The 20,120-nt window shown below is 58.3% G+C and carries 21 protein-coding genes; 3 read left to right on the top strand and 18 right to left on the bottom strand.

Annotated features, from left to right (window positions below; translation table 11 throughout):
* Nucleotides 1-106 precede the first annotated feature (106 nt).
* The 3 genes from argB to RUESEDTHA_RS13585 are packed head-to-tail and all read left to right on the top strand — an operon-like array spanning nt 107 to nt 2,169.
* Nucleotides 107-970: an acetylglutamate kinase gene (gene argB / locus RUESEDTHA_RS13595; protein ID WP_171126063.1), complete on the top strand. Its 864-nt coding sequence runs from the start codon at nt 107-109 to the stop codon at nt 968-970.
* Nucleotides 971-988: 18 nt separating this feature from the next.
* Nucleotides 989-1,675, top strand: coding sequence for a ferredoxin (locus RUESEDTHA_RS13590; RefSeq protein ID WP_180887338.1), 687 nt, complete (start codon nt 989-991; stop codon nt 1,673-1,675).
* Nucleotides 1,672-2,169, top strand: a complete 498-nt coding sequence (locus RUESEDTHA_RS13585; RefSeq protein ID WP_180887337.1) for a histidine phosphatase family protein — start codon at nt 1,672-1,674, stop codon at nt 2,167-2,169. The genes RUESEDTHA_RS13590 and RUESEDTHA_RS13585 overlap by 4 nt, the downstream gene beginning before the upstream one ends.
* Nucleotides 2,170-2,215: 46 nt before the next feature.
* On the opposite strand, the gene RUESEDTHA_RS13580 is transcribed toward RUESEDTHA_RS13585, so the two are convergent.
* From RUESEDTHA_RS13580 to rplO, 18 genes are all read right to left on the bottom strand, one after another.
* Nucleotides 2,216-3,007 carry an amino acid ABC transporter ATP-binding protein gene (locus tag RUESEDTHA_RS13580; RefSeq protein ID WP_269149813.1) on the bottom strand — a complete coding sequence of 264 codons (792 nt, stop codon included), beginning with the start codon at nt 3,005-3,007 and terminating at the stop codon, nt 2,216-2,218.
* A gap of 12 nt (nt 3,008-3,019) precedes the next feature.
* Complete coding sequence (locus tag RUESEDTHA_RS13575) at nt 3,020-4,318, bottom strand: amino acid ABC transporter permease (RefSeq protein WP_180887336.1); 1,299 nt, start codon at nt 4,316-4,318, stop codon at nt 3,020-3,022.
* A gap of 3 nt (nt 4,319-4,321) precedes the next feature.
* Nucleotides 4,322-5,554 (bottom strand): amino acid ABC transporter permease, encoded by a 1,233-nt coding sequence (locus RUESEDTHA_RS13570; protein ID WP_180887335.1) that lies wholly within the window; start codon nt 5,552-5,554, stop codon nt 4,322-4,324.
* 125 nt (nt 5,555-5,679) lie between these two features.
* Entirely contained in the window at nt 5,680-6,696 is a 1,017-nt protein-coding gene (locus RUESEDTHA_RS13565) for an amino acid ABC transporter substrate-binding protein (protein ID WP_171126054.1), read from the bottom strand.
* A gap of 207 nt (nt 6,697-6,903) precedes the next feature.
* Nucleotides 6,904-7,611 carry an ATP12 family chaperone protein gene (locus tag RUESEDTHA_RS13560; RefSeq protein ID WP_180887334.1) on the bottom strand — a complete coding sequence of 236 codons (708 nt, stop codon included), beginning with the start codon at nt 7,609-7,611 and terminating at the stop codon, nt 6,904-6,906.
* Nucleotides 7,612-7,615: 4 nt separating this feature from the next.
* On the bottom strand, nt 7,616-8,287 hold the full coding sequence (locus RUESEDTHA_RS13555; RefSeq protein WP_180887333.1) for an HAD-IA family hydrolase: 672 nt from the start codon (nt 8,285-8,287) through the stop codon (nt 7,616-7,618).
* Nucleotides 8,284-9,327 carry an RluA family pseudouridine synthase gene (locus RUESEDTHA_RS13550; protein WP_180887332.1) on the bottom strand — a complete coding sequence of 348 codons (1,044 nt, stop codon included), beginning with the start codon at nt 9,325-9,327 and terminating at the stop codon, nt 8,284-8,286. Before RUESEDTHA_RS13550 ends, RUESEDTHA_RS13555 begins: the two co-directional genes overlap by 4 nt.
* 109 nt (nt 9,328-9,436) lie before the next feature.
* On the bottom strand, nt 9,437-10,747 hold the full coding sequence (locus RUESEDTHA_RS13545) for a replication-associated recombination protein A (protein ID WP_180887331.1): 1,311 nt from the start codon (nt 10,745-10,747) through the stop codon (nt 9,437-9,439).
* A gap of 4 nt (nt 10,748-10,751) precedes the next feature.
* A complete protein-coding gene (locus RUESEDTHA_RS13540) occupies nt 10,752-12,137 on the bottom strand; it encodes a trypsin-like peptidase domain-containing protein (RefSeq protein WP_180887330.1) in 1,386 nt (461 codons plus the stop codon).
* A 137-nt stretch (nt 12,138-12,274) separates the two neighbouring features.
* Nucleotides 12,275-13,165: a DUF2950 family protein gene (locus RUESEDTHA_RS13535; RefSeq protein WP_180887329.1), complete on the bottom strand. Its 891-nt coding sequence runs from the start codon at nt 13,163-13,165 to the stop codon at nt 12,275-12,277.
* Between the two features lies 1 nt (nt 13,166).
* Nucleotides 13,167-14,480, bottom strand: coding sequence for a DUF3300 domain-containing protein (locus RUESEDTHA_RS13530; RefSeq protein ID WP_180887328.1), 1,314 nt, complete (start codon nt 14,478-14,480; stop codon nt 13,167-13,169).
* A 132-nt stretch (nt 14,481-14,612) separates the two neighbouring features.
* Nucleotides 14,613-15,035 (bottom strand): 50S ribosomal protein L17, encoded by a 423-nt coding sequence (rplQ, locus tag RUESEDTHA_RS13525; RefSeq protein ID WP_039538314.1) that lies wholly within the window; start codon nt 15,033-15,035, stop codon nt 14,613-14,615.
* 181 nt (nt 15,036-15,216) lie between these two features.
* Entirely contained in the window at nt 15,217-16,233 is a 1,017-nt protein-coding gene (locus tag RUESEDTHA_RS13520) for a DNA-directed RNA polymerase subunit alpha (protein ID WP_170403678.1), read from the bottom strand.
* 115 nt (nt 16,234-16,348) lie between these two features.
* Nucleotides 16,349-16,738 carry a 30S ribosomal protein S11 gene (gene rpsK, locus RUESEDTHA_RS13515; protein WP_008757289.1) on the bottom strand — a complete coding sequence of 130 codons (390 nt, stop codon included), beginning with the start codon at nt 16,736-16,738 and terminating at the stop codon, nt 16,349-16,351.
* A gap of 15 nt (nt 16,739-16,753) precedes the next feature.
* Nucleotides 16,754-17,122 carry a 30S ribosomal protein S13 gene (gene rpsM, locus RUESEDTHA_RS13510; RefSeq protein ID WP_170377641.1) on the bottom strand — a complete coding sequence of 123 codons (369 nt, stop codon included), beginning with the start codon at nt 17,120-17,122 and terminating at the stop codon, nt 16,754-16,756.
* 210 nt (nt 17,123-17,332) lie between these two features.
* A complete protein-coding gene (locus RUESEDTHA_RS13505) occupies nt 17,333-17,980 on the bottom strand; it encodes an adenylate kinase (protein ID WP_180887327.1) in 648 nt (215 codons plus the stop codon).
* Entirely contained in the window at nt 17,977-19,341 is a 1,365-nt protein-coding gene (gene secY / locus RUESEDTHA_RS13500; RefSeq protein ID WP_180887326.1) for a preprotein translocase subunit SecY, read from the bottom strand. The genes RUESEDTHA_RS13505 and secY overlap by 4 nt, the downstream gene beginning before the upstream one ends.
* Nucleotides 19,342-19,450: 109 nt before the next feature.
* Complete coding sequence (gene rplO, locus RUESEDTHA_RS13495; RefSeq protein ID WP_180887325.1) at nt 19,451-19,924, bottom strand: 50S ribosomal protein L15; 474 nt, start codon at nt 19,922-19,924, stop codon at nt 19,451-19,453.
* Nucleotides 19,925-20,120 lie beyond the last annotated feature (196 nt).

Here is a 20,120-nt window from a genome sequence, read left to right as displayed (position 1 = left end):
GTTTTTCCCGGTGCCGGATTTGCAGGCCGGTCAACCTATGACACCCACAACAGCGATCTTGGCTTACGCGTCCAAAACGCCTAACACGAGGGTAAGAGGACAAGACATGAAGACAAGAGATATGAACCGGGACTGGATCGCTACTGCTGCAACTCTGAACAGCGCTTTGCCGTACCTACAGCGCTATGACGGCGCGGTCGTCGTTATCAAACTTGGCGGTCACGCCATGGGTAGTGATGAGGCCATGGAGAGCTTTGCACGCGACGTCGTGCTGATGCGTCAGGTTGGTGTGAACCCTGTGATCGTCCATGGCGGCGGGCCGATGATCAACGCAATGCTGAAACAGTTGGACATCCAGTCCGAGTTTGTGGGCGGCAAACGCGTGACGGACAAGGCCACCGTAGAAGTGGTCGAAATGGTTCTGTCGGGGCTGGTCAACAAACGCATCGTTCAGGCCATCAACGGTCAGGGCGGCACAGCCGTTGGCCTGTCGGGCAAGGACGCTAATCTAATTGTTTGTGACCAAGCCGATCCCGCGTTGGGATTTGTCGGCGCTCCAGCGCAGATGAACCCCAAAATACTCCACGATCTGTTCGCACATGATGTGATCCCCGTAATTGCCCCCTTGGGCGCGGGTCGCGAAGGTGAAACTTTTAACATCAATGGTGACACGGCAGCGGGGGCGATTGCCTCGGCCCTGAAGGCGGATCGCCTTTTGCTGTTGACCGATGTGTCTGGCGTCAAGAACGCAGCCGGCGAGGTGGTGACAGAACTCAAAGCCGGCCAAATCCGCGAGATGACGATGGATGGCACGATTGCAGGCGGCATGATCCCCAAAACAGAAACCGCGCTGGATGCGTTGCACAGCGGCGTCAGGGCGGTGGTCATTCTGGATGGACGCGCGCCGAATGCAGTATTGCTGGAACTGTTTACCGAGCACGGCGCGGGGTCGCTGATCCGGCCCGACTAATCCCAATGCGGAGGTCCCATGACCGGGCAGTCCACCCCCCTCACTTACGCTCCGGCCATTAGTTATGGCTGGGTCGGGCGTGTTGCGCATCAAGCTGGCCTGATTGTCATGGGCGCGACCCATCCCCGTAAAAGCGGTGCCAAGGGACTGGACGGGGGCACACTGGTTCTATTGGGCGCGGGTTCGGCCTTTTGGTCGGTACTGAAAACCTCACCCGAGTGGCAAGGCCCTGATCCAGTGGATCGCTGGTCTGCGCGCGTCATTGGCCAAATGGCGCAGGAATTGGGCGGGCAAGCCCATTTCCCCTTTGGCGGACCGCCTTACGCCCCGTTCATAGACTGGGCGCTGAAGTCACAACGCACCTTCAGCAGCCCGGTTGGGGCGTTGGTTCATGACACGGTTGGCATGATGATTTCGTACCGTGGCGCGCTGCATTTCCCGCAGGAGTTCGACATCCCCGAAGTCACAACCGCTTCGCCCTGCGTCGAATGCCCGGCACCCTGCACGACGACCTGTCCGGTCGGTGCGCTGAATAATCAGGATTTCTATGATGTTGCCACGTGCCATGCCCATCTATCAACCGAAGAAGGTCAGACCTGCATGACGGGCGGTTGTCTCGCGCGCCTGTCCTGCCCGGTCAGCGCCGGGGCCGACCGGGACCCTGAGCAATCCGCCCATCACATGAGGGCATTTCACCCCTCATGACCTTGACCCTGATCCTGACACGACACGCGAAGTCCAGTTGGGGCAACCCGATGCTTGACGATCACGCCCGTCCTTTGAACAAGCGCGGACGTAAATCCGCCCCTGCTATCGCCACATGGCTGCGCGACCATGGGTGGCTTCCCGACGAGGTGCTCAGCTCAACCTCGGCCCGCACGCGTGAGACATGGGATCGGATGGGTTTGCAGGCAGACAAGGTTTGCTTTCATCGGCGTCTTTATCATGCTGCACCCGAAGACATGTTGACCCAACTTGCTGGTGCAACAGACCCCACGGTCCTGATGCTGGGTCACAATCCGGGCATTGGCGATTTTGCCCAGCGGATCGTTGGCAAAGCACCAAACCACCCCCGGTTTCAGGATTATCCCACCTGTGCCACGGCTGTGATTCAATTCAACATCTCAGACTGGGCCGATATCAAATGGCAGAGCGGGGATGTTCTGGGTTTCACCACTCCGCGCGAGTTGCTGGAATAGAAAAAGGCGAGGCCAAAGCCCCGCCCGTTCCATGATTTCAACCGGATCAGTGCCCCAGGATTTGGCTGAGGAACAGCTTGGTCCGTTCACTTTGAGGGTTGTTGAAGAACTCTTCCGGTTCATTCTGTTCCACGATCTGGCCAGCATCCATAAAGATCACGCGGTTGGCGACCTGACGGGCAAAGCCCATCTCGTGCGTGACGCACAGCATGGTCATGCCTTCCTCGGCCAGTTCGATCATGGTGTCGAGCACCTCTTTGATCATCTCGGGGTCCAGCGCCGATGTCGGTTCATCGAACAACATGATCCGAGGCATCATGCAGAGCGAGCGGGCAATCGCCACACGCTGCTGCTGACCACCCGAAAGCTGGCCGGGATATTTCAGCGCCTGATCGGGGATTTTCACCTTTTCCAGGAAATGCATCGCGCGCTCTTCGGCCTCTTTCTTGGGCGTCTTGCGCACCCAGATGGGGGCCAGCGTGCAGTTTTCCAGAATGGTCAGATGCGGGAACAGGTTGAAGTGCTGGAACACCATCCCAACCTCGGACCGGATTTTGTCGATGTTCTTCAGGTCATTCGACAGTTCGGTCCCGTCCACGACGATCGTACCCTGCTGGTGTTCCTCCAGCGCGTTCAGGCAGCGGATCAGGGTGGACTTACCCGACCCCGACGGGCCCGCGATCACTATCCGCTCGCCCTGATTGACGGTCAGATTGATGTCGCGCAGCACGTGGAAGGACCCGTACCACTTGTTCATGCCGTTGATTTCGATGGCGACCTCGTCGCTCACCTGCATCTTCGAGCGGTCGATTTCGCGTTCTACTGCAAGTTCAGACATGTGTTGAACTCCTTAGTGATGATCCGTGGCAAGGCGACGCTCGAGCCACTGGGAATATTGAGAGATGCCGTAACAGACGACGAAGAACAGAAGTGCGGCAAAGCCCAGAAGCTCCCAATAGACGCCGTTCCATTCGGTCGACGCCAGGATGGGGCCCCGGATCATGCCCACCAGATCGAACATCGAGATGACCGAAACCAGTGTGGTGTCCTTGAACAGGCCAACGGCCACGTTCACGATACCGGGGATTGAGATCTTCAGAGCCTGCGGCAGGATGATCAGCCGCATCGCCTGCGGGTAATCCAAGCCAAGACTGTCTGCTGCCTCGTACTGTCCGCGCGGAAGCGCTGCCAGACCGCCGCGGATCACCTCGGCGATATAGGCGGCCGAGAACATGGTGATCATGATCACAACGCGCAGGAACAGGTCGACCGTGCTGTCAGGCGGGAAGAAATAGGCCAGCATCACCGAAGCCACGAACAACAGCGTGATCAGAGGCACGCCGCGGATGAATTCGATGAAGATGACACAAACCCACTTGATCAGCGGCATGTCGGATTGACGACCCAGAGCCAATGCAATGCCCAAAGGCAGGGACAGCGACACACAGGTCACGCCCAGCATCAGGTTCAGCATAAAGCCACCCAGATCACGGCTGGGAACAGCCGAAAGCAGCGCGCCTTCGTTGGCGTCATCGGGGATTAGCGCCCCGCCGACATTCCACACGACCAGCGCCACAACGATGCCCCCAAAGAACCCGGCAGCAAAGCTGTTCTTGCCGAATTTCTGAAACACCACGGCGGCTGCAACACAGCCCAGCAGCGCAACGATGGGCACCAAGATGGTTCCGCCCCAGATCAGCCAGAACGCAACGAACGGGTACACCGCTGTAAACAGCAGCAACTTGCGCGGCAGGTCGAAGAACAGCACGGGTGCTACCGCGACCAGCATCAGCAAGAAGGCAAGGTTCGGGCGCCAATAGGCATCGTCAGGGTATTTGAACCCATAGATCAACTGGTGCCAGCGCTCGGTCAGAACCGCGAAACAGGCTCCGGTCTTGCCGTCCAGAATCTCACGGCATTGCGCCAATGAATCCGCGTTCCATACACCATTCAAAATCCACGGAAGCGTGTTCTTGAGCAGCACATAGATCAACAGGATGGACAGAACCGTCAGGATGGTATTCGCCACGCCCGAGAAGAGATTTTCACGCAGCCACTTGATGATACCGGTCTGGTTTGCTGGCGGAGGCGATGGCGGGATTGTGCCATCAGCGACAAAGGCGATCGGGTTTGTTGTTTGATCAGCCATAGCTCAGCGCTCCTTCAACTTGACGGATGCGTTGTAGATGTTCATCGCCATCGAAATCAGCAGCGAGGCCGTCAGATAGAACAGCATCAGAAGCAGGACGCATTCGATCGCGCGACCGGTCTGGTTCAGCGTGATGCCGCCCAACGTGGCCGTGATATCCGCATAGCCCACAGCAATCGCCAGTGACGAGTTCTTGGTGATGTTCAGATATTGCGAGATCAACGGAGGAATGATGACCCGCAGCGCCTGCGGCAAGATCACAAGATTCATGATCCGTCCAGGGCGCAAGCCCAGCGCAGCCGCAGCTTCGGTCTGACCCTTCGAAATCGCCTGAATACCGGCACGCACGTTTTCTGCGATGAAGGCACCCGTGTAGATGGACAGAGCAAACCACAGCGCGATCAGCGGACCGCCTACCTTGATACCCCCGCTGAAGTTAAAGCCCTTGAGCGCGGGAACTTCCCATGTCAGGCCCATCAAAACCATCAGCAGCGCAAACGGCACCAGCCATACGGCCAGTTTCACAAGACCGGTTTTTGGACGTTCACCAGTCTGTTCCTGCTTCAGTGAGGCGCGCTTTTCGATTTCACGAGTTGCAAACCATGAGCCCACCAGCACTGCAATGACCAGCAGCCAATTCAGGAACGTCGCGCCAAACAGACCATTCGCAAACTCGGGGCGCGGAATGTAAACGCCTCGGTTGGTAAATGCGAACAGATCAAACAACATGCTGGATGTCGGGTTTTCCCCGCGAAATTCCCGCGGACCCGGCAAAACCGCCGTCATGATCGTGAAGATGATGATGATCCAGATCAGAACCGGAATATTCCGGAAAATCTCGACGTAAACCGCCATCAGCTTGGACACCAGCCAGTTATTGGACAGGCGCAAAACCCCGGCGATCACACCAAACACAGTTGCTGTGATACAGGCCAGAAACGCGACCAATAGCGTGTTGAGAATACCGACAACAGCCGCACGTCCGTGCGAGGACTGGCTGTCATATTCGATCAAACGCTGGTTGATGTCGTACCCGGACGGATCGCCCAGGAAGGAATACGAGATGTTGAGGCCTGCGGCCCTGAGGTTCTGGATCAGGTTGTTGCCCAGATACCAGATACTTAGCGCAATAACGATCGCCGCGATCACTTGGAACGTCAATGATCTGTAGCGGGTATCGTTTATGAGCATCGACAACCGAAAATCTGCTTTCGGCGGGTCAGTCATAGTCGACATATTTTGGGATCCCCGTGCTTTTCGGGTGCTTCCTTCCCGGCGAGGTTTTCCCCGCTCCTGAGCAGCCCGTAGCATTCTGTTATGGAAAAAGGGCGCAGGTTAACCCGCGCCCTTTTCTGTGGATTTTAGCGGAACGGCGGCGAGTACAGCAGACCGCCGTCGGTCCATTGTGCGTTCAGGCCACGTGCCAGACCGATCGGAGTTTCCTCACCGATGTTCTTGGCAAAGACTTCGCCATAGTTACCACCGGATTTGATCGCCTTCATAGCCCAGTCAGCGTCCAGACCCAGCATCTCGCCCAGCGTACCTTCGGTACCCAGCAGGCGGTTGACTTCAGGGTTGTCGGTGCCAGCGGCCATCTCGTCGATATTTGCCGAGGTCACGCCCAGCTCTTCAGCCGAGACCAGTGCGTTCAGAGTCCAGCGGACAACGTCGCCCCACTCGTGATCGCCGTGACGGACCAGCGGGCCCAACGGCTCTTTCGAGATGATTTCGGGCAGCAGTACGTGGTCACCGGGATTTTCGAACGTGGCGCGGGTTGCGGCCAGGCCCGATGCATCGGTGGTGTAAACGTCGCATGCACCAGCCAGGTACTGCTGCTGCGCTTCAGCGTTGGTTTCGATCGGAACCGGCTCATAGCTGATGTTGTTCGAGCGGAAGAAGTCCGCCAGGTTCAGCTCTGTGGTGGTGCCGGTCTGGATGCAGACGGTCGCGCCGTCCAGTTCTTTGGCCGAGCTTACGCCCAGAGCCTTGGGAACCATGAAGCCCTGACCGTCATAGTAGTTCACGCCCACGAATTCGAACTTCAGGTCGACGTCGCGGCTGAAGGTCCAGGTGGTGTTACGGGCCAGCATGTCGATCTCGCCCGAGGCCAGCGCGGTAAAGCGCGTCTTACCGGTGGTCGGAACGAATTCAACGGCGCTTGCGTCGCCCAGAACGGCTGCAGCAACTGCGCGGCACAGCGAGACGTCAAAGCCCTGCCATTCGCCATTCGCGTCGGGTGCGGCAAAGCCAACCAGACCGGTGGTCACACCGCAGTTCAGCTTACCGCGTGCTTTGACATCATCGACAGTCCCCGCTGCCGCTGCGCCTGCAGCAAGGCCGGCAACGGTTGCCACGCCCAAGATTACGGATTTTTTCATTTTTACCTCTTCCTGATTTTCCGCCCCGACTCTGGGACGGTTCTGTCCGGCACCTTTGGTACCAGAAAGGTTTCCCCAAAGGTGTCTCCCCTTTAGTGGGCTTGAGTTTGGGCGCATTCATAAACAAACGTCAAGGGTCGGATCAGCGAAAACGATGGTTCATCTTGCAGATGTTCGGCGCAGCGACGGATTTTCAGGCGTAAGGGCTCAAACCGAGAGGTCGAAGAACCGTTTGGCGTGTAGAAATGCAGCCCTTTTGACCTCGGATGCGGCGTGGGCCTCGTCGTCATGACCCCATTGTTCGATTTGCCACAACTCGTCCAGCCTTGAGATTTGCCAGATATCCTCGGCAGAGCGCCAGTCCGCAGTGGCTGCAAACCCCAACACCAGCGACCCGGACAGGCTGACCAGATCGTGAAATGCGGCAAGCTGGAAGTCATTGAAATCATGGGCACGTTGGCGCAATTCCTGCAAGGCCGATGCGTTCTGTGGCTGATGCAAAACACCGGCAACCGGCAGCAAACGCGCCGCAAGCGCCTCGGCCGCCCAATCCAAGGCCGGGTCCCAAAGTTCGGCTTGCCGGTGCTGCAACTCCTGCGGGTGCGTGGCGCGATAGCATAACAGGTCCGAATCGCCGTAATCGGCCAGCATGTCCGCAACCTCGGCGTGCTGATGCTGGACCTTGTCGATGGCTGCGTTCGCCGAACGGGTGAACGGCATCGTGGTCGGGTCCACTTCTTTTTCCTGCGCATCCCACTCGGCAGCGATTTCCTGCGCCATGGCTTGAGTGGGCACGATCAACCCTGCCTTGGCCGGCGTTTTGACGCGCCGACCATCCAATTCCACAGTAAACCCGCCTTCTGCGTCAACAACCGCGCTTTCAGTCCAGAATCGTTTCGGTTTCCAATCGCTCATCACTTCAGGTCCAGATTTGATCCAGCGCGCCCGGCAACTGGTCGAAGGTTTCGATTATGGTCGTGGCGGCATCAAGTGCAGGGCGCGTATGATACCCCCATGTCACACCGATGGCGGGGACACCCGCAGCCGCGGCCATATCCATGTCAAACCGGGTATCGCCGATCATGACCGTATTCACCGCCTCAACGCCTGTTTCCGCGCGGGCCGTGTCAATCATCGATGGATGCGGCTTCGAAGGGTGGTGATCGGCGACCTGCCGCGTGACAAAATAACCTTGCAGCCCGTGCCCCTCGATCAGCGCATCCAGACCGCGCTGAGATTTCCCGGTTGCAACGCCCAGCAAGACCTCGGGGATGGCGTGCAGCGCCTCGATTGCCTCCCGCGCACCGGGATAAAGCGGCGACCCGGCCATGCCCTGTTCCAGCCGATGCGCATGATAGGCTTGCTTATATCCTTCGACCAACCGCGCCTGAACCACATCAGACTGTTGCGGCGCAAGCTGTGCAATGGCTTTAGGCAACGACAGGCCAACAATGGACAGAATCGCCTTGCGATCCGGCACCGGCAGGGACAGCGCGTCAAAACTGGCGGTCATCGCGCCGACGATGCTGCCCTGACTGTCGACAAGGGTGCCGTCCACGTCGAACAGCACCAAACGCAAGGGTGCGCTCATTGCAGCTCCTCGAACGGGTCATCGGCAGCCAGATCTTCGGTCCAGCCGAACGTATCCCAACTGTGCTTCATGTGATCGGGCAAAGGGGCCTTAACAGTGATCGTCTTGCGCGTCACCGGATGCTGGAACGACGCCTGCCGCGCATGCAGATGCAGCTTTTTACTGATGATCCCACCCAATTGTGCGCCCCAACCGTCCCCAAGGTTTTCCTGACCTGAACCACCATATTTACCGTCACCGATAATCGGATGACCGATCGCGGCCATATGCGCCCGCAACTGGTGCGTTCGGCCGGTAATCGGTTCCATGGCCACCCACGCGGCGCGACCTGCCACCCGGTAAAGAGTGGCATAGAGCGTATGCGCGCGTTTCGCGCCCGGTGTATCGTTGACCTCATTCAGGTGAACGGCGACCATCTTTTCGCCTTCGCCCTGCTTGCCATGGCCTGACGCCTTGACGAGACCGGTCTTGATCTCGCCCAAATATGGCGTCGGCACCCCGGCCACCAACGCCCAATAAATCTTACGCGTATCGCGGTGACGGAAGGCTGCGGTCAGCCCCTTGGCGGCTTCGCGTGTGCGTGCCATCAGCAGAACGCCAGAGGTGTCCTTATCCAACCGATGAACCAAACGCGGATTTTCGTCATAGCCAAACCTCAGTGCTTCGGACAGGCTGTCCACATGGCGGGTCTGGCCGCTCCCGCCCTGCACGGGCAAGCCATGAGGTTTGTTCAACGCCAGCACGTGATCGTCGCGGTAGATCACGCAGGATTGGATCATCTTGGCGTCCGCGTCGGAAACCCCGCGTTTGACCTCGGCCGGTTTGTGATCAACGTCGGGCAGAGGGGGGACGCGCACAATTTGCCCGGCCTCAAGCCGGGTCGAGGCTTTGACCCGGCCACCTTCCACACGCAATTCACCCTTGCGGCACATCTTCTCGATGCGGCCCTGACTGACATGTGGGAACAGACGGCGCAACCAGCGATCCAACCGCTGGTCTCCGTCACCTTCTGCCACGGTGATCATCTGTACGCCGCTCATGCCAATATCCCCTGCGCCGCGCGGTGATCCCGCGCGAAATGCGTGTCTTTCAGTGCCGTAGAAAACATGCGCGTCTGTGGCGTGCCCAACCGCAAGAGTCAAGCAGGCGTTAGCCGTTGCGTTGCGCGCGAAGCTTGGCGAAATATTCCAGTCGCTTTTTCAACTCGCGCTCAAAGCCGCGTTCGACAGGTTGATAGAGATCAGGCCGCTGCATGCCGTCCGGAAAATAATTCTGACCAGAAAACCCGACTTCGGCGTCGTGGTCATAAGCATAGCCCGCCCCATAGCCCTGATCCTTCATCAGGGAAGTTGGCGCATTCAGAATGTGCTTGGGCGGAGGCTCGCTACCGGATTGTTTGGCCAACCGCATGGCGGCCTTGTATCCCACATAGGCGCCGTTCGACTTGGGCGCCAAGGCCAGATAGACCAGCGCCTGCGCCAAGGCCAGTTCCCCCTCCGGGCTGCCAAGACGTTCATAGGTTTCCCAAGATTGCAGGCATATCGCCTGAGCCTGCGGATCCGCCAGCCCTATATCCTCAACCGCCATCCGGGTAATCCGGCGCGCCAGATATCGAGGGTCCTCACCCCCGGTCAGCATCCGCGCAAACCAGTACAAAGCCGCGTCGGGATCGGACCCTCGTACGGATTTGTGCAGCGCCGAGATCAGGTTGTAGTGTTCGTCACCGGACTTGTCGTATTTTGCGGCACGACGCATCAGCCTTGTCGACAAAGCATCCGGGTCCAGCGGCGCATCAACCTGCCATGCCGCTACCTGTTCGATCAGATTCAACAAAGCCCGACCGTCACCATCCGCCATTTCCTGAAGCGCTTCACGCGCGGCACCCGTCAGCGGCAATGCCCGGTCCAACTCTTTTTCCGCGCGTTGCGTCAGATGCTCCAGATCAGACAGGCTCAGACGCTCCAGCACCAAAACCTGAGACCGGCTCAGAAGGGCCGCGTTCAGTTCGAACGAAGGATTTTCGGTCGTGGCTCCGACCAACAGGATTGTTCCGTCCTCCATATGCGGAAGAAACCCATCCTGCTGCGCCTTGTTGAACCGATGAATCTCATCCACGAACAAAAGCGTGCCCTGCCCGTTCTGACGCCGTATCTTGGCGGCCTCGAACACCTTTTTCAGGTCCGGAACGCCGGTAAATATCGCGCTGATCTGAACGAAGTGCAGGTCCGTTTCCTGCGCAAGCAACCGCGCAATCGTCGTTTTTCCAACACCCGGCGGCCCCCAGAAAATCAGGCTCGACAAACTACCAGACGCCAGCATGACGCCCAATGGCGCGTCGGGGCCCAGAACCTGCTGCTGCCCGATTACCTCGGACAGCGTTTGAGGCCGCAGGCGATCTGCCAGCGGTCGGTGCGGGCTTGCTGTGGGTTGGGTGGACCCGGTATCGAACAGATCGCTCATCGCGTCACAGCCTGAATCGCAAAGATACAGCGCGCCTACCGCGCAGGATATCAAATTGCAGCCTGCGGCCCGGATCGGTTAGCGCGTCGACCAGATCGTCGGGATGCCGAATGTCCTGACCGTTGACGCTGTCGACCACATCACCCGCACGCAGACCGGACCGCCCGCCATAGGGGCCGGCATCAACCACGACGACCCCGGTCTGTGACAACAGCAATCCCATCCGCGAAATCACTGCCGGATTGATGCGCGACACCTCTAAACCGGGCATGACCGTTTGATCATCCAGCGTAGTTTTATCCGCCGATGGTGTTTCCGGGGCTTTGATCAGCGCGATCTCAATCTCTTCGCTGCTGTCGCCGCGCAACAGGGTTAGAACCGATGTACCGCCAACACCCGCGACAGACATCCGAAACTTCATCTCGGCGGGTGAGTTCACCTCATCCCCGTCAACATGAGTCACAACATCACCGACACGCAATCCGGCCTCGGCCAAAGGACTTAGCCTGTGCAGGTCCGAGATCACGACGCCCTGCGGGATGACAAGCCCAAGGGACTCGGCAATATCAGCGCTCATATGCTGCCCGGCCATTACTGCCCAGGGGCTTACAAAGCTTTCATTACCGGATTGCGCTTGCCGCAGAAACTCGGCCACCAGATTTGCAGGGATAGCAAAACCGATGCCGTTCGACCCGCCGGATCGCGTCAGAATAGACGTGTTAATCCCGATAAGGTCCCCATTCACGTCGATCAATGCACCACCCGAGTTACCCGGATTGATCGCTGCATCCGTCTGAATGAAGTAGCCCCGCGCATTGCCCGTTGCCGTACCCGTGCGCGCCAAACCTGAAATAATCCCCGACGACACGGTCTGCCCTACTCCGAACGGGTTTCCGATGGCCAATGCGAGTTCTCCGACCTCGACCTGATCGGAATCGCGCATTTGAAGGTATGGCAGGTCCGCCGCATCCTCCAGCCGTAGAATGGCGATGTCGCTTTCCTTGTCGCCCAACACAACCTGCGCCGAGTATTCGCGGCGATCCGTCGTAACGACGCGAATCTCGGTCGCTGTTCCGACGACATGGTAGTTCGACACCACGTAACCATCGTCTGACAAGATGACACCGGACCCCAAGGAATTCTGGACCCGTTGACGAGGTTCCGAGAATCCACGTCCGAAAAAGTCCTGAAAGAACGGGTCAGAGAACAGGGTGTTCGCACGCCCCTGACGGATGATCTTTGCATAGATGTTCACGACAGCCGGGGACGCCTGCTTGACGACCGGCGCAAATCCCAATGAGATTTCGGCCTGTGATTGGGGGACACGGGTTTCTGCCGCAGCAAAAGTCGCGCACGCTATGAAAAGCGCGAATAGGGACGGGCGGAGCATTGTTTCCTCGACCTGCAAATCTCAGATGGATATGCGGCTCTGGGCGCCTTAATGCAAGCGCCTACCCACGAAGATGGCAGCTTCGGTGCCTGGGCTGAACGTTAGAAATAGACGCCTCGGCTGTCACTGGCGGCGCGTCATTCTACTGATGACCAATCGGGGCCGGGATCATAGGCTTCGATATCTGCGCTTAGGTCCAGCGTTTCGGGCCCCAGGTCAGCCTCGTAAACGATACCGTTCTCGCCCACGATGAACGAGTGAATGCCCGTCTCGCCATAATCCGCCGGAACCGCAAGCATTGCGTGACCCGCCACAAACTTGTCACCAACCATATAAGAATAGGCGCCACCAGGGGCATTCGGCCCCTGCCCCTGCAGGATCGTGAAATAATACCCTAGAAACGGCTCGGCTTCGTAATCCGCTTCACCATCGCTCCAACCTGATGCCGCGGCCCTTGCCAACGCCGCCCCGACGAAACTGTCTTCATCCGGCCAGAACAACCCGTTCCGCGCGCCTGGATCGGCAATGATGGTGCGAGCAAATTCCATGACACCGTCGCCGTCGTGGTCGACCAGTCGGAACGCCGCCTGCAAATCAACATAGGCTTCAAGAAGGTCGATCACTTCCAACTCGTTCAGACCAATCTCGCGCGCGGCGATTTCTTCAGCGCCCGCTTCGATGTCGAACCGCCAAGCCTCTGCGCTGCGCAGGATCGGGATGGGGAAAGGCCAGCTATCCTCGCCCAACAGGATCACAACCCCATCGTCTTCGGGTTGAAAGCGATAGCCCTCGGCGTACATGCCCAGCACCTCACGCCGCCTTTGCTTGTCCTCAGCAGGATCGCCAGAGCCAATCAGGTCTTCGGCTTCAGGTCCAAAAATGTCCAGCAGGGCGTTGTGATCATCCGCCCTGAGTGCATCCACAAATGCGTCCAGCGCCGACTGAGGCGTTTCAAATCGCGCGCCCTCGGACATTGCCAAGCCAGCAGATGCGAGAAGAAAGAATACAGAAACAACCGCTTTGCGCATATTATCTTCTCCGTGCTCCTTTGGCCGCGTGTCCACGTTTCGACGCGCTTTTGGCCCTGTTACCAGAGGATTTTTTCTTCATGGCCGCGCCCTTGGCAGCAGATGGCTTGCGCTGAGTCGTCACCGGTTTCTTTGCCTGAGGTTTCTTGACGCTTTGCGGCTTCTGCTTGACCGGTTTCTTGGCAGCGTTCGGCCTTTGCTTGGTGCGGTCAATGGCCTGCTGCTTGGCGGCGGCCCTGTCCCCGTCCACGTTGCCACGGTTCACCTTCGGCAGTTGCTTGTCGCCGCCACGGTTGGCCAACGCGCTTCCCGCCACGGCCCCGGCACCAGCGCCCGCAGCAACGGCAGCGGCGCGGTCACGACTGATATCCGCCGCACCGGATTCCCGGCTTAGCTTGGCTCGCAGTTCATCCGTCCGCCCGTCCGGTCGGTTGACAGGTAAATCGCCTCGGCCGCCTTCAGGCCTTTTGTGATCCGATATCTTGTCGCGTGCCTGTTCTTTCCGCTCGGGGTCCGGGGTCCAGCCGATATCCGTCCGGTCGCCCCGGTCAATCTCATTACCGATGTTGATATTACCATCCACATCAATGTCGATGTCGGGGTTTCTGACGATGGGTTGACCGTTCCATCCACCACAATTCCGGCAGCCCCAGTAGTCATTCCAATCGTCATCGTCGTCAAAGATCTCGTCAATCAGGGCAACCGCCCCGAAGGTCAGCAGCGCGGTCCCGATCACGTCCCCGGTCGAGGGGCCGGTGTAGACGGTCTGCGGATCATATTGCGGGACATAAACCGTTTCCGTGTTCGTCGGTGTGATCACGACCGTTTCTTCTTCGGTCACCTCAACTGTCTGTTCCGGCCCCGAGATCAGCGCGCCGCTGTCAATCGCCTGATCCCGCATGACCTGCACAGCGTCCATCACATCATCGGACTGAGCCAGCATCGCGGTCCCCATGGTCTCGGTCCAGTCGATATGCGTAGCCATCTGCCCTACAACTTCGGGGAAGGCCGTTGCCAGCACACTGACGGAAGGATCCCAGCCCATGGCGTCGATCTCAGGCTCCAGCTCTGTTGGATCGCGATCGGCGTTGTCCAGCAGGAACCGCTCGGCCTTAACGATCTCCAACGGTTGGGTGGCCGCCACGAAAATCTGGATGAGCAACGTGTCCGGATACAGCGCAACCGGGGCGACCAGCGTTTGCAGTTCGGCGTCGGTCAACAGGGTATCGTCGGCCTGCGCGTCCTGAGATGCCTCCTGGGCAAACACAGAAACCGGTGCGCAAAACCCGAGTAATAGAACAAGATATCTAAACATATTGCGATCCTTCAATTGAACCAAGGATCGCCCAAGTTAATGATTCTGGCAACAAAACCGCTTTTTGGCTGCCGGAACGAAAAAACCCCCACACCAGTGGCGCAGGGGTTTCGCTCAGAAAGACGGGCTTTCTTATTCTTCGTCTGCGGCTTCTTCAGCAGCAACGCGGGCTTTGTCGGCCGCACCTTTGGCGTCGACGTCACGATCCACAAATTCGATGATCGCCATCGGTGCCATGTCGCCATAGCGGAAGCCAGCTTTCAGGATGCGGACGTAACCGCCTTGACGCTCAGCGTAGCGGGGGCCCAGAACTTCGAACAGCTTTGCGACGTCTTTGTCTTCTTTCAGCTGTGCTGCGGCCTGACGACGGGCGTGCAGGTCGCCGCGCTTGCCCAAAGTGACCAGCTTTTCGATGATCGGGCGCAGTTCTTTTGCCTTGGGCAGAGTTGTTTTGATTTGCTCATGCTCGATGAGCGAGCCAGCCATGTTTGCAAACAGAGCCTTACGGTGCTCATGAGTACGGTTCAGGCGGCGGTAACCACGTGCGTGACGCATTGTTCAATTCCTATCTTGCGTTTTTGCTTTGTCTGGCCGGCGATGCGTGTCACCGGCTCTCCTTGGGGCGGAAGTGCCCATTTTGTCCCCGGCAGCCCGGGCATTTGTTTCAACGAGTGGCGGGCTGAAGCCCGCCTTACGTATTTGCGCGAAGTAAGCCGGGCTTCGGCCCGGCACCACCTTAAAAGGCGTCTTCGAATTTCTTCGCCAGATCTTCGATGTTGTCGGGCGGCCAGTCCTCGACATCCATGCCGAGGTGCAGACCCATGCCGGACAGCACTTCTTTGATCTCGTTCAGCGACTTGCGGCCGAAGTTCGGGGTGCGCAGCATCTCGGCTTCGGTCTTCTGGATCAGGTCGCCGATGTAAACGATGTTGTCGTTCTTCAGGCAGTTTGCCGAACGGACCGACAGTTCCAGCTCGTCCACTTTCTTCAGCAGCAGCGGGTTGAACTCCAGACCATCGTCCTCGTCCTGGCGGCCAGCCGATTCCGGCTCGTCAAAGTTTACGAAGATCGACAATTGATCCTGCAGGATACGTGCAGCAAAGGCCAACGCGTCTTCCGGCGTGATCGAACCGTCGGTTTCGATCTTCAGGGTCAGCTTGTCATAGTCCAGAACCTGACCTTCACGGGTCGGCTGAACGTCATAGGCAACCTTTTTGACCGGCGAATAGATCGCGTCGATCGGGATCAGACCGATAGGCGCGTCTTCCGGCTTGTTCTTCTCAGCCGAGACATAGCCCTTACCGGTGTTGACGGTCAGTTCCATGAACAGATCGGCGCCATCGTCCAGGTGGCAGATGACGTGATCGCGGTTCAGAACCTCGATGCCGGCGCTTTCGCTGATGTCGCCAGCGGTGACAACGGCGGGGCCTTTGGCATTGATCGACAGGCGCTTGGGGCCTTCAACTTCCATGCGCAGGGCAACCTGCTTGAGGTTCAGGATGATGTCGGTGACGTCTTCGCGGACACCTGCGACCGACGAAAACTCATGCAGAACATTGTCAATCTGAACGCTGGTGATGGCCGCACCTTGCAGCGAGCTCATCAGAACGCGGCGCAGCGCGTTGCCCAGAGTCAGACCAAAACCACGCTCCAGCGGTTCAGCGACCAGAGTCGCCTGACGCGCGGGGTCGTTGCCCGGCTTGCCGTCCAGTTGGGTCGGCTTGATCAATTCTGCCCAATTCTTGTGGATCATGTAATCCCTCCATTCCTGTCCGCGCCCCATGACCAACAAGGTGCAGACGCCCGAGGTTCAAAATGACGTGCTGGGGCCGTGCAAAAACACTGGCCCCAGCTCAATTCAAAATCGCTTAGACGCGGCGACGCTTCGGCGGGCGGCAGCCGTTGTGAGCAATCGGCGTCACGTCGCGGATCGACGTGATGTTGAAGCCAACTGCGGCCAGCGCGCGCAGTGCCGATTCACGACCCGAACCAGGGCCCTGAACTTCGACTTCCAGCGTCTTGACGCCATGTTCCTGCGCCTTTTTGCCTGCATCTTCTGCAGCCATCTGAGCGGCATAGGGGGTCGATTTCCGCGAACCCTTGAAGCCCATGGTACCGGCAGACGACCAAGAAATGGCGTTGCCCTGTACGTCCGAGATCAGGATCTTGGTGTTGTTGAAGGTCGAGTTCACATGGGCAACGCCCGATGCGATGTTCTTACGCTCTTTGCGCTTAACGCGAGTCTTATCACGTGCCATCAGTCAGACCCTCCCTTATTTCTTCTTACCAGCAATGGCCTTTGCGGGGCCTTTGCGGGTACGAGCATTGGTGTGGGTACGCTGACCGCGAACCGGCAGGTTGCGGCGGTGACGCAGACCGCGATAGCAGCCCAAGTCCATCAGGCGCTTGACGTTCATCTGAACTTCGCGGCGCAGGTCGCCTTCGACGGTGAAGTTTTCGTCGATGAATTCGCGAATTTTCAGAACTTCGGCATCGGACAGTTCGTTGACGCGACGGGTCGCTTCAATGCCCACGGCTTCGCAGATCGCTTTGGCCGAGGTGTTGCCGATTCCGGTGATATATGTGAGGGCGATAGGTACCCGCTTTGCAGTCGGGATGTTTACGCCGGCAATACGTGCCACGTGTCACTTTCCTTTTCGTTGCGGTTCCGTAGCTCCAGAACCTTTTTTCACAACGCTTGACCGTGGCAGTGTCGCCATTGGGCCCAGCATTATTCGAGGTGGTCGGGGCAGTTGGGACGAATCCCGCCTGCGGTCTTGATTCCCTATAGGGATGGGGGTCGATATGGGCTTTTGACGCTGTCGTCAAGCCCATATTCAAATGCCGATCGCTCAGGCGTCGAGCACACCTGCGATCGCGCCCTGAACCTCATCAATTTCACCCAAACCATCGACCCAAGACAGGTTGCCCTTGGCGTGGTAATAGCCGATCAGCATCGAGGTCTTTTTGTAGTATTCCATCAGACGGGTCTTGAGGCTTTCCTCATTGTCGTCCGCGCGGCGTTTAAAGTCATTTTGCTTGCCGCAGTTGGTGCATTTCCCATCTGCCGGGATCGGCTTGGTGATGTCATTATAGACCTCACCGCAACCAGCACAGGTCGACCGGGCCGTGATCCGTGCGACCAGAGCGTCGTCGTTGACCTCCATCGCAATGACAGCGTCCAGAGATTCACCTGTGCTTTCCAGCAACTCACCCAGCGCGTCAGCCTGGGCCAAAGTGCGTGGGAAACCGTCAAAGATGAAACCGCCCTTGGCACCCTGCTCCAGCTTCTCGCGGATCAGGCCAATCACGATCTCATCCGTGACCAGCTCACCCTTGGCCATCACCTCGGCCACACGGTTGCCCATCTCGGTGCCGCTGTCCTTGGCCTCGCGCAGCATGTCGCCAGTGCTCAGCTGGACCATGCCACGTGTTTCCACCAAGTGGCGCGCCTGCGTCCCTTTACCTGCCCCCGGGGGGCCCAACAAAATAATGTTCATCGACGAGCGGGTCCCTTCCTGCCGCGTTTCTTACCCTTACCGCGCAGCTGGGACTTTTCAATAAGCCCTTCGTACTGGTGCGCCAGCAGGTGGCTCTGGACCTGTTGGATCGTGTCCATGGTCACAGAGACGATAATCAGAACCGAGGTACCGCCGAAATAGAACGGAATGGCGAACTGGTTCCGCAGAATTTCAGGCAGCAGACACACCGCCGCCAGATACGCCGAACCCAGAACCAGAACACGGTTGACCACATATTCCAGATATTCAGCGGTTTTCTTGCCCGGACGGATACCCGGAACAAAGCCATTCTGCTTTTTCAGGTTATCCGCCACATCGTCCGGTTTGAACGAAACATTGAACGTGTAGAAATAGGCAAAGAACACGATCATCGACGCGAAGAAGAGCAGATACAGCGGCTGTCCGGGGCCAAAGTTGGCCAGCAGCCACGACATGATCGGCCCGTTGGTTGCGCCCGACGAGAAGGTGGAGATCGTTACCGGCAGCAGCAACAACGAACTGGCAAAGATCGCTGGGATCACGCCCGCCGGGTTTACCTTGACCGGAAGGTGGCTGGAGCCGCCCTCATAAATCTTCATACCGGCCTGACGGCGCGGATATTGGATGTGGATCTTACGCAAGGCGCGCTCCATGAACACCACAAAGGTAATCACGGCAATCACCATCACGATCACACCGATGATCACTGCAGGGCTGATCGCGCCCGAGCGGCCCGAGGCAAAGAACTGCGCCAGAGCGGCCGGAACTTCGGCAATGATGCCCACGAAGATGATCAGAGAGATACCGTTGCCGATGCCGCGTGCGGTGATCTGTTCACCCAGCCACATCAGGAACATCGTGCCGCCGACCAGAGTAATCATGGTCGACATGCGGAAGAACAGGCCCGGATCGGTGGCCAGATCACCCGATTCCAACGAAACGGCCAGACCATAGGCCTGAACGGTGGCCAACGCCACAGTGCCGAAACGGGTGTATTGGTTGATCTTCTTGCGCCCCTGCTCGCCCTCTTTCTTGAGTTGCTCGAGCGCGGGAACCATGGATGTCAGCAGCTGCACGATGATCGAGGCCGAGATATAGGGCATGATGCCGAGGGCAAAGATACCCATCCGACCCAGCGCCCCGCCGGTGAACATCGAAACCATACCGCCGATGCCTTGCCCCGCTTGCTCCATGAATTCACGAAGAGCTTGTCCGTCGATTCCCGGCACCGGAATGAAGGTGCCCAGGCGATAAACGATCAACAAACCCAGTGTAAACAGGATGCGGTTGCGCAGATCGGTGGCTTTGCCAAGGGCAGACCAGCTTGTGTTGGCTGCCATTTGTTCTGCTGCTGATACCATAAATCGGTCTCTCTTATGAAAACACCGCCCAGAACCGTTTTCCGGCTCGGGCGGCGTCTGGGAAAACTTAGTGCTCTATGTAAGCGGGTCTTCGCCCGCTCACAAGCGCTTACTCTGCCGCAGCAGCTTTTGTGACCGTCAGTGAGCCGCCCGCTTTTTCAACTGCCTCAACGGCAGCCTTCGAAGCACCTGTCACTTCCAGATTCAGTTTGGCGCTGACTTCGCCTTTGGCCAGAACGCGGACACCGTCCAGCTTGCGACGAACCAGACCCGACGCAACCAGCGCGTCCTCGGTGATCGCAGCTTTGGCGTCCAGTTTGCCGGCATCGACGAATTTCTGGATCAGACCCAGGTTGATAACGGCGAATTCCTTACGGTTCGGCTTGTTGAAGCCACGCTTGGGAAGACGCTGATACAGCGGCATCTGGCCACCTTCGTAGCCGTTGATGGCCACACCCGAACGGGATTTCTGACCTTTGATACCACGGCCACCCATTTTACCTTTGCCGGAGCCCGGACCACGGCCAACGCGGGTCCGTTTCGGTGCGGCGCCTGGGTTATCGCGCAATTCGTTCAGTTTCATATCGCTTCTCCTAAGCCGGATGTGACCCCGAAGCGTGATGGGCCAAACACGGCGTTTCTTGGTTTTGATTCTCGTGGACGCAATGCCACCGGGGCGGGTTACAGCGTCGCGTTGCCGGATGCAAGTTTTGTTGTTCCCTATGTCCAAGATTCCGGGAAAAACAAACAAGGTCATCCCCTAAAACCCAAAAGAGACG

Origin of the sequence: Ruegeria sp. THAF57 (assembly GCF_903914075.1) — a bacterium.
Lineage (GTDB): Bacteria > Pseudomonadota > Alphaproteobacteria > Rhodobacterales > Rhodobacteraceae > Ruegeria.
This window is presented reverse-complemented; position numbering and strand designations above follow the sequence as displayed.